This is a genomic window from Rhodococcus sp. 852002-51564_SCH6189132-a (assembly GCF_001665495.1).
Classification (GTDB): Bacteria; Actinomycetota; Actinomycetes; order Mycobacteriales; family Mycobacteriaceae; genus Rhodococcus; species Rhodococcus pyridinivorans.
Map to the genome: position 1 here is coordinate 1 of NZ_LZMJ01000082.1, position 9,548 is coordinate 9,548.

The following is a 9,548-nucleotide window of genomic DNA, read 5'->3' on the forward strand; positions in this document are numbered from 1 at the left end:
CCGTGTGTCACGGCTTCCTCGACCACACCAGGCTCTCGTTATGATCTACGCTCACTCAATTACCGAACCATCTTTAACCGTGCAGTAGCCATCTCTGATGAGGTGGCTGATCTCCTGAAGCAGTAGTCGGGTGCTGAGCGCTCACACGCTCAGGAGCTTGGTCCCCTCCAACGACGAATTCAGATCATCGTTGAAATTCTTCACCGCCAGGCGCAAGACCAAACCGATCAGCAGGACCGGCAGAGTGAACAGCAACAGGAAGCCTAGCGCCTTCCAGTAGTCGGCATCGTAAATTCCCGCGATAGCCGCGCGCACCGCTGTCGTGGCATGGGAGACCGGGACGAACGGGCTGATGTTCTGGAACCACTCCGGCAGGACCGCCAACGGATACGCACCCCCACCCGCGGAGATCTGCACGACCAGCAGGAGCACCCCTATTGCCTTACCCGCCTCGCCAAATGCAAGCACAAGCGTGTACGTGATGAGCGAGAAGACGAACGACATCACCCACCCGGCGAGGATCAACAGGAACGGGTGCGCCGGACGAACCCCGACGAAGCCGATGAGGCCCACGAAGAGGATCGTGCTCTGCAGAAGAGCCATCCCGCCGAAGATCGCGTAGTGGCCGAAATACTCCTGCCACGGCTTGAGCGGCTTATCGAGCGGTGGAAGCGACTCGCGCGAGACCTCGGTGCGGATGAGCACCGCGAGCAGCAGCGAACCCACCCAGAGCCCGAGGACCGTGTACAGCGGCGCCATCTGCGAACCGAAGTTGTCGACCTTGAACACCGGGATTTCCTTGAGGTTCACCGGAGAGGCGAGCTGGGAGGCGAACGTCGCCGGGTTCGAGCCGATGATCTCGGTCACCTTGCTGAGGTCACCGGTGTTCTCGGCACGCGCGAGGGCCGCCTCGAGATCGGCAAAGATATCCGAGGTCCCACGGAGATCGCTCGCGAGCAGCCGGACCGCGGTCTCCGCGTCGGAGAGGCCGGCACTCAGCGAACCCGCCCCGGCGGACAGCGACTGCTCCGCTGCTCGCAGATCCTGACCGATACCCGCGAAGTTCCCCTCCACTCTGGAGAGGTCGCCTGCGAGTCGGTCGAGCTTCGGCCGCAGGCTGTTGGTGTACTGGTCCCGCGCCCCGACGATCGCTGCCTGTACGGCATCCACGTCCCGCAGGATTGCGCTGCGCGCCGCGGCAACGTCACCCGTCGACTGGGGACCGGCCGCCGCCGCGTCGAGGCGCTGCTCGAGAGCCTCCTGACGGTCGACGATGCCAGCGACTCGATCGGCGAGAAGATTCACAGCGTCCCGGGTCACAGGGTCCAGACCTGCCGCCGATGCCTGGTCCCGCAACCGATCACGAAGCTGGGCGTACGACTCGGCCTGCTGCCCGACTATCCAGGAGGCCTGCGACAGCGTCGCCACGGACTGCGGCGACGGCGAGTTGCCCAAGATCCGGTCGACCTCGGCACGAAGAGCCTCGAAGCTTCCGGCGCTGGCGCTGAAGGCCTGCGAGAGTCGCTCGGACGTCGATGCGAGGACGTCCCGGGCGGAGGTGACGGCACCGGCACCCTGTCCGATCGCTCCGGAGGTGTCCCGCACGGCATCGGACGATGCGGTGGCGAGCGAACCGGCGCTGGAGAGCAGACTGTCGGCAGACGAGAGCACCACTGCGAAGATGTCGGCAGTGCCGGCTGCCGAATTCAGCTGGGTGGAGATCCCGCCCACCGAAGCCTGCAGCCGGTCCAGAGTCTGCTGCGTCTCGGAGCCCTCGAGATAGGTGGCCAATGACGACACCAGCGCCAGGCCGACCTCGTTGAGGGTCTTGGTAAAGCTGGTGTTGATCTGCGTCGATACCTCCGTCGCGGCCTCGCCGGTGATCAGCGAGGAGAGTGCGTTCTTCTTCTCGTTGACGTAGAGGTCGATCTCCACCGGCGAGGCGCCGGGGGCGATGAAGGTCAGCATCTTCTGGCTGAAGTCCTTCGGCAGCACGATCGCTGCGTAGTACTCCTCGGACTTGGTGCCCTCGATCGCTTCTTCCTCCGAGACGAACTGCCAGTCGATGTCGCTGTTGGCGCGCAGCTGCGAGACCACCTGGTCGCCCACGTTCACGCGCATCGGGAACAGGTCGCTCTCGAAACCCTCGTCGGCGCTGGCGACCGCGACCTCGAGGTTGTTGACGTTGTCGAACGGGTCCCAGCTCGACAACACGTTGAACCACGCGAAGAAGGAGGGGATCAGTATGACGCCGACGAGCACCACCGCCGCGACCACGTTGCTGGTGGCCTGACGGAAGTCATGACGGATCAGGGTGATGATGTTGTTCACGCGTTCTGTCCCTGCTTCTCAAGCTGGTCGAGTCGGGCGTCCGACCTGATCGCGATATCTTCCTGTGCCAGAGCTCGCTTCAACGCATCGTCTGGAAGATCGCTGACCTCTGCGCCGTACAGGACGTTCTGGTTGATGTACTCGACCACCACGATCGAACCCATAACGAGAAGGCACAGGAGCCCCCACAGCCCGAGGACTGTGGCCTTCTCATCGGGGAAGACGGACCCGATCACGAAGAGAACCACGGACCCGATCACGCCGGCGAACAGTGCGGCGCGCTGCGCGGCCTTGTGGTTGGTGTCCAGCCAACGACGCTTGCGGGCGTTGTCCTCCCGGAACTTGTCCCGATCGGTCAGGGCCTGCACCAACTGGGTGAGCCTGTGACGGGAGCCGAGGATCTGCACGTCCTCGCTCAGGAACAGACCGGTATCGGCCAACTTGCTGTTGAACAATCGAGCGAAGTTGCCCAGCCGCTGGCGGAGGAACAGCCCGAGGATGAAGGCCAGCGCGGCGAAGAGTACGAGTACGGCCATGCACCGGAGGTAGTGCAAGCCGTAAAAGCCGCCGATGGTCTCGCGCAGCGCGTCGATCCCGTACGTGAACGGGAAGAACGGGAACAACGCCCGGAAGAAGTCCGGCATCATCTCGATCGGATAGATTCCCGAGGCGCCGGGAATCTGCATGATCACCAGCAACACGGCTATGCCCTTACCGATGTAGCCGAAGGACACCGAGAGCGCATAGATGATGGACATGTAGACGAGGCCGATGAACACCGCCGTGGCGACGAACACGACGGGGTTGACCGTCTGGACGCCGATCACCACATTGCCGATGCTCACCAGCAGCGCCTGGATGACGTTCATCACCGCGAACAGCAGCCAGCGCCCGAAGTACGCCTGCCGCACCGTCAGGCCCTCGACATCCTCGTCGTCGACCTCGAGCTTGAACAGCACCATCAACACGAACCCGGCGATCCACAGCGACAGGTTGGTGAACAGGGGCGCCATCGACGAGCCGTAGGCCGGCACCGGGAACAGGTCGTTCTCGTGGACCACCACGGGCCCCGCCATGAATTCGGCGATCGTGTCCGGGTCGAGCGAGGTCAGTGTGCTCACCTGGTTGAGGAGGTCCGTGGCACTGATCGCACTGAGGTCGGTCTGCAGGGCGATGAGATCCGATTGCACGTCCGCGAGGTTCCCGTCCAGCGACGACACTGCGGAGCCGGTCTCATCCATGACCGATTCCAGTTCGGTGAGCATGCCAACGGCCTCGCCCACGAGCACACGCTGCGAATCGAGCGCCGAGGAGAACGCCCCGACGGTCGCGGACAGCGACGACATGGACTGGTTGAGCCCCGGGAAGGTCCCCGACAACACACTCTGCAGCGCGCCGGAGGAACGCTGGGCGGCGGCCATGGCCTCCGACGCGGCGGCCGTCTGATCGGCCACCGTGGACACACCAGCCTGCGCGGCCTCCAGGGTCGCCAGGAGCTCCTGATCGCGGACCGTCTGCGCTTCGAGCGCGCCGATCACCTGGTTCAGCTGGTTCTTGAGCGGCAGCCCGTCAGGGGTGGCGGCGACGAGAGGACGCATGGTGGCGAGTAGCGCCTGATTTGCGATGATCACCGCCTGCACATCACGCTGAGCTGTGCTGAGAGCCGACCGGGCCGCGTCGGCGCCGACCGCGACCTGCCCGACGCTCTCGTTGAGGCGGGTGGTGGCGCCCGTGAGGTTCGCCGTGCCGGAGACGTAGGCGCCGGTCAGGGTGTCGGAGAACTTGACCAGGCCGCCCTGGACCTCGTTGACGAGGCCCTGCGCGTCGGAGACCGCTGCGGTGACGTCCCCGATGGCCGCGTCCACCCGCTCCAGGGCTCGCCTGGCATCGGTGAGCGCCGCCGCCCCGGGCTCGAGCGTGCCGTTCAACTCGGTCAGGGTCGTGCGGGTGGCCTGGACCGTCGCGAGGGCCTGGTCCAACGCGGTCAGCGTCTGGCTGCGCGAATCGACCAGCCAGTCTCCCGCATCGACCCCGGCCTGCTCGGCTTCCTTGGCGATGGTCTGTGCGACGGTGGAGACGAAGTTCGAGTTGATCTGCGTGTCGAGCGTGGACGCACCGACCTCGGTGATCTTCGGGGCGATCGCGTTGGCCTTCTCGTTGGTGTAGTACTCGAGTTCCGGCCGGACGAAGTCGCCGGTGACGATGGTGAGGAGGTTCTTGCTGAAATCGGGGGGCATGACGATCGCGGCGTAGCTCTCGCCGGACCTGACCGATTCCATGGCCGCGTCCTCATCCATGAACTGCCAGCCGAGCTGGTCGTTCGACTTGAGCTGGGCCACCACCTGCTCGCCGACGTTCACTTCACCGGTCAGCTCGGTACTGGCTCCCTCGTCCTGGTTGACGACGGCGACCTTGATGTGGTCCGCGTTCCCATACGGATCCCAGAACGCGATGATGTTGACCCAGGCGTAGAGGGAGGGCAGCACCAGCAGTCCGATGATGATCGCCCACGACTTCGGAGCCCGACGGATACGCGTGAGGTCACGACGAAGCACCTTGTAGGCGTTGCGCATACACTTTCCCCGCTTAGCTGTATGGACATTCATGGATCGCACCGTGGATAAGGGACTGCCCCCACTTCAGTTGACTCGTGGGGTTGAGCGGTTCAGGCCGCGTGTGCGGCCTGATTGGTTGTCTCGAACGGGTACTTGCCGGGCACGTCTGCGGACGCCTCGATGATCGCTCGGCGAACACTGTCGCGGCGGAAGCGGGATGGGCACCGCGGAATCACGACACCGGGAGCGGCTCCGGCGCCGATTTCCTGCGACCGAGGAAGACTGCAGACGCCAGGAGGAAGCACACTGCGCCGACGAACGTGCCCACGTTGGCCAAGTTGGGGTCGAGCGAGGTCCCGTCGTGCAGGACGAATGCTCCGACTGCGGAGATGCCGAACGCGATCGAACCGAGGGTGTTGAGCCAGACGCTCTGCCAGTCCCTCGACTTCGGTGCCCAGTAGGTTCCGGCTCTGAACAGAATGAGTACGGCGAGGGCGCTTGAAACGAGGAAGGCGATGGAGCCTTCCGCGTTCGGATTCCAGACCAGGTGCATCTCCCCTTTCACGGTGTGGGCGTGGAGTGCGGAGCCGGTGCTGATGTTGAACAGGATCGTCCCGAGTAGCTGGACTGCGGCAGCCAGCCACAGCGCGCGGATCGCGGGACGGCCGGCGTCGACGACGGTGGCCGGTTGACTCAACGTTAGCTGTAGGAACGCGGCTGCGGTGAAGAACCAGGATCCCGCGAAGAAGAAGACGTTCGCGAGCATGACCCCGAAGACAGCAGACAGATACGGCGCCGAACCGAGCGCGAAGAGGGCGGAGCCGATCACGAAGCCCCAGGACTGCATTCGCAGTGTCGGGTGAATCAACATGCGCCGCATGATAGTTAGAATCCCAGATACTTTCAGCACGACACTCGGTCCATTTGTCGACACGACAACCTCGTGTGATTCGACGAATCGCGCCCCTCGGGTCGACACGGAACGGGTTGCCCGCGCCGTGGCGAGCAGGACGGCTTCCTCGGTGTTACGGTCGGCCCATGCCACCCAAATCGGACACTGGAACTCGTTTGCTGTTCCGTAACGTTCGTGTATACGACGGCGTGTCGCCGTCACTCGTCACCGGTGACGTCCTGATCGACGGGGCGACCATCGCGGGGGTGTCCAGCTCCCCTGTCGGCGAAGATCCGAGCCGGGAAACCATCGTCATCGACGGTGGAAATCGTGTCCTGATGCCGGGCATGAGTGACGCCCACGTGCATCTGGTCGGAAATGTCAACTCCTACGTCGACATGGTGGCGGGAACCGAATCCCACATCGCACTCAACGGCCTCGCCGAAGCCAAGAACATGCTGCACCGCGGATTCACCGCGGTGCGCGACATGGCCGGCGACACCGGGAGTATCAAGTCGGTGATCGACCGCGGACTCTTCGAGGGACCTCGCATCTATCCGTCGCAGGCCGCGATCTCCCAGACCGGCGGGCACGGCGACTTCGGATTCGTCTACGAGTGTCCGACAGCGCTCGGCGGAAATCAAAGTCGCGCAGAGGAAATCGGGTTCATGCGGGTGGCTGACGGGCCGGATCGCGTCCTCGCCGCCGTCCGTGAGCAGCTCAAGAAGGGCGCATCCCAGATCAAGGTGATGGTCGGCGGTGGTGCCGCGTCCATGTACGACCCGCTCTACACCGTCCAGTTCACCGATCCCGAACTTCGTGCGGCTGTGCACGCCGCCACCGACTACGGAACCTACGTCGCCACGCACGTCTACAACGTCACGGGCATCCGCCGGGCGGTCGCGGCAGGGGTGAAGTCGATCGAGCATGGCCACCTCGCCGACGAGGAGACCATCGCCCTGCTGGCGGAGAAGGATGTCTGGCTGTCGATGCAGCCGTTCGCGTTGGGAGATCACCACTACCCGGATCCGAACCGAGCCGACAAGGACAAGGAGATCTGCTCGGGAACGGACAACGTATACGAGTGGGCGCGCAAGCACGGCGTCAAGACCGCATGGGGCACTGATCTCCTGCTCGAACCTCAGCTTGCGCACCGGCAGAGTGAGATGGCAGCACGCCTCGGCGATCACTACAGCAACGCCGACGCCCTCCGGATGCTCACCTCGGGCAACGCCGAATTGTTCCGGCTCGCCGGTGAGCGAGATCCGTACCGGCAGGCCCCGTTCGGGGCGATCGCCGAGGGCGCGTGGGCGGACGTCCTGCTGGTCGACGGCAATCCACTCGAAGATCTCAGCTTGCTGGCCGACCCCGCGAAACACCTCTCCGTCATCGTCAAGAACGGCAACGTGGTCAAGAACCTTCTCCAGTAGCGCACGTTCACAGACATCCGATTCCGGGTGACGTGGCCGGAATCGGTCAGTGCGTTGTACCCGAATCCGGAGGTCGAGTTGGTCGACATGCAGTCCGAGAGTTGGCAGCCACCGCCGCCAATCGTCACGAACACCGCAGGAACCCTGGTATCAGCCCGCAGCATCGAACTGCACGGGCCGTGGGGGCACGTGTTCGGCCCACTCGACCTCGACATCGACCTCGGCGGGGTCAGCGTCATCGCCGCCCAGGCCGGTGCAGCCCGAACCGCACTGCTGATGGCACTGTGCGGCCGGATGCGACTCAATGCCGGTTCGTTGACCGTCCTCGGCAACGACAAGCAGACGACGGTGTTCGCGCAGTCGTCGATCGCGTGCGTGAACGAACTCGAAGAAGTACGGCCGTCCGTCACCGTCCGCTACCTGGTCACAGAACAGCTGCGCTAGGGATTCCCCGTGGTACCGGATGGTGCCCCGGGTGAAGGAATCCGGGCCGGCGGCATCTATCCGGTGCCGACCACCGCGAAACCATTCCAGTACATCCACCCGTTCGACCCGATGACCTACACGGTGAACGGGCTCCGGCAGCCCACCGTCGCCGGTCACGTCGACTCCAGGCTGCGGATCGCGATCGCGGTACTCACCGGCATCCTCCTCGTCACGCTCACGGCCAGCGCCGTGTCCGTGCGACGCAACCGCCGCTACACGATGGAACGCCTCTACCCCCCGATCGAGCTCTGATCCACCCCGAACCGGCCAACCCCCCCGCTCGACCCGTACACGCCAAGGATCGTCCGTTCGACCCAGTGGAGGAACAGATGTCAGAACGCAACTCGGCCCGCGCGGAGACTCTCGCCCCGGCATACACCGGACGGCTCGGGACCGACCCGGTCCCCGCGCTCCGCCTTCCGAAGTCCGAAACCGACCCCGAGGCAGCCTACCGGTTCATTCACGACGAGCTGATGCTCGACGGCAGTTCACGGCTGAACCTGGCCACGTTCGTCACCACCTGGATGGACCCGCAGGCCGATCGTCTGATGGCCGAGACCTTCGACAAGAACATGATCGACAAGGACGAGTACCCGGCCACCGCGGAGATCGAGACCCGCTGCGTGAACATGGTGGCCGACCTGTTCCACGCGGAGAACCTCACCGCCGATCCCGCGTCGGCAACCGGTGTGTCGACCGTGGGATCGTCCGAGGCGGTGATGCTCGCAGGTCTGGCCCTGAAGTGGCAGTGGCGGCAGAAGCGTCAGGAGGCGGGAGAGGACGCCACCCGTCCGAACCTCATCCTCGGCAGCAACGTACAGGTCGTGTGGGAGAAGTTCTGCCGCTACTTCGACGTCGAACCGAAGTACCTGCCCATGGAGAAGGGGCGCTACGTCATCACTCCGGAACAGGTCCGGGATGCAGTCGACGAGAACACCATCGGTGTCGTCGCGATCCTCGGCACCACCTTCACCGGGGAGCTCGAACCCGTCGCCGAGATCGCCGAGGCGCTGGACGAGATCGCCGCCGCAGGCGGGCCCGACGTCCCGGTGCACGTGGACGCGGCGAGTGGTGGCTTCGTGGTTCCGTTCCTGCACCCGGAACTGCAGTGGGACTTCCGGATTCCCCGTGTGGTGTCGATCAACGTCAGCGGCCACAAGTACGGCATGACCTACCCGGGCATCGGATTCGTCGTCTGGCGCTCGAAGGAGCACCTGCCCGAGGACCTGGTGTTCCGGGTCAACTACCTCGGCGGAGACATGCCGACGTTCACCCTCAACTTCTCGCGCCCCGGAAACCAGGTCGTCGGCCAGTACTACAACTTCATCCGACTCGGTGTCGCCGGCTACACCGCGATCATGGAGTCCCTGCGCGACACCGCACTGATGCTCTCCGAACGGATCTCCAAGATCGACAACATGCATGTCATCACCGACGGCACCGCCATTCCCGTTCTGTCTTTCGAAATCGTCGACGACCCGGGATTCACCGTCTTCGACGTCTCACACGAACTGCGCGCCCGCGGCTTCCAGGTCCCGGCCTACACGATGCCCGCGGATGCCGAGGACGTCGCGGTTCTGCGGATCGTGCTGCGCGAAGGCTCCAGTCGCGACCTGGCCGCCAAGCTGGCGGACGCCCTCGACAGCGTGACCGGGGAGCTGCGAGGCAAGAACACCGATCGACCGGCGAAGACGCACTTCGCCCACTGACCGTCGTGGGGGAAGCCGCGGGGGCGGCGTGCCCGCGCGCGGGCCGGGCGAAATGGGAGACGGCACGGGAGACGCGGCGGCGCGGGGCAGAGGCGGGTAGACGGGCGGGCGTCAGGCGCCGGCGAGGGGGGGTGGGCGGACTCCG

6 protein-coding genes and 1 pseudogene are annotated in these 9,548 nt (G+C 64.8%); 4 read left to right on the forward strand and 3 right to left on the reverse strand.

The features are described from left to right. Positions 1-141 precede the first annotated feature (141 nt). The 3 genes from A5767_RS20275 to A5767_RS20285 all read right to left on the reverse strand — a co-directional run bounded on the left by A5767_RS20275 (position 142) and on the right by A5767_RS20285 (position 5,757). On the reverse strand, positions 142-2,331 hold the full coding sequence (locus tag A5767_RS20275; protein ID WP_039584847.1) for a YhgE/Pip domain-containing protein: 2,190 nt from the start codon (positions 2,329-2,331) through the stop codon (positions 142-144). Continuing rightward, on the reverse strand, positions 2,328-4,904 hold the full coding sequence (locus A5767_RS20280; RefSeq protein ID WP_064853012.1) for a YhgE/Pip domain-containing protein: 2,577 nt from the start codon (positions 4,902-4,904) through the stop codon (positions 2,328-2,330). Before A5767_RS20280 ends, A5767_RS20275 begins: the two co-directional genes overlap by 4 nt. Before the next feature lie 214 nt (positions 4,905-5,118). Next, on the reverse strand, positions 5,119-5,757 hold the full coding sequence (locus tag A5767_RS20285; RefSeq protein ID WP_064853015.1) for a hypothetical protein: 639 nt from the start codon (positions 5,755-5,757) through the stop codon (positions 5,119-5,121). 167 nt (positions 5,758-5,924) lie between these two features. Between A5767_RS20285 and A5767_RS20290 the strand changes: the two genes are divergently transcribed. From A5767_RS20290 to A5767_RS20305, 4 genes and pseudogenes are all read left to right on the forward strand, one after another. Continuing rightward, positions 5,925-7,208 carry a metal-dependent hydrolase family protein gene (locus tag A5767_RS20290; RefSeq protein ID WP_064853013.1) on the forward strand — a complete coding sequence of 428 codons (1,284 nt, stop codon included), beginning with the start codon at positions 5,925-5,927 and terminating at the stop codon, positions 7,206-7,208. A 27-nt stretch (positions 7,209-7,235) separates the two neighbouring features. After that, positions 7,236-7,652 (forward strand): hypothetical protein, encoded by a 417-nt coding sequence (locus tag A5767_RS23835; RefSeq protein ID WP_231781836.1) that lies wholly within the window; start codon positions 7,236-7,238, stop codon positions 7,650-7,652. 39 nt (positions 7,653-7,691) lie between these two features. Continuing rightward, positions 7,692-7,946 (forward strand): annotated as a pseudogene (locus A5767_RS20300) (hypothetical protein); the annotation flags it as partial. Between the two features lie 77 nt (positions 7,947-8,023). Then, positions 8,024-9,403, forward strand: a complete 1,380-nt coding sequence (locus A5767_RS20305) for a glutamate decarboxylase (RefSeq protein WP_064853016.1) — start codon at positions 8,024-8,026, stop codon at positions 9,401-9,403. Positions 9,404-9,548: the final 145 nt, after the last annotated feature.

What these genes read in the sequence shown, in the direction of transcription:
- A5767_RS20280 (WP_064853012.1), bottom strand. Translation starts at nt 4,904, where the DNA reads ATGCGCAACGCCTACAAGGTGCTTCGTCGTGACCTCACGCGTATCCGT.
- A5767_RS20285 (WP_064853015.1), bottom strand. Translation starts at nt 5,757, where the DNA reads ATGTTGATTCACCCGACACTGCGAATGCAGTCCTGGGGCTTCGTGATC.
- A5767_RS20305 (WP_064853016.1), top strand. Translation starts at nt 8,024, where the DNA reads ATGTCAGAACGCAACTCGGCCCGCGCGGAGACTCTCGCCCCGGCATAC.
- A5767_RS20290 (WP_064853013.1), top strand. Translation starts at nt 5,925, where the DNA reads ATGCCACCCAAATCGGACACTGGAACTCGTTTGCTGTTCCGTAACGTT.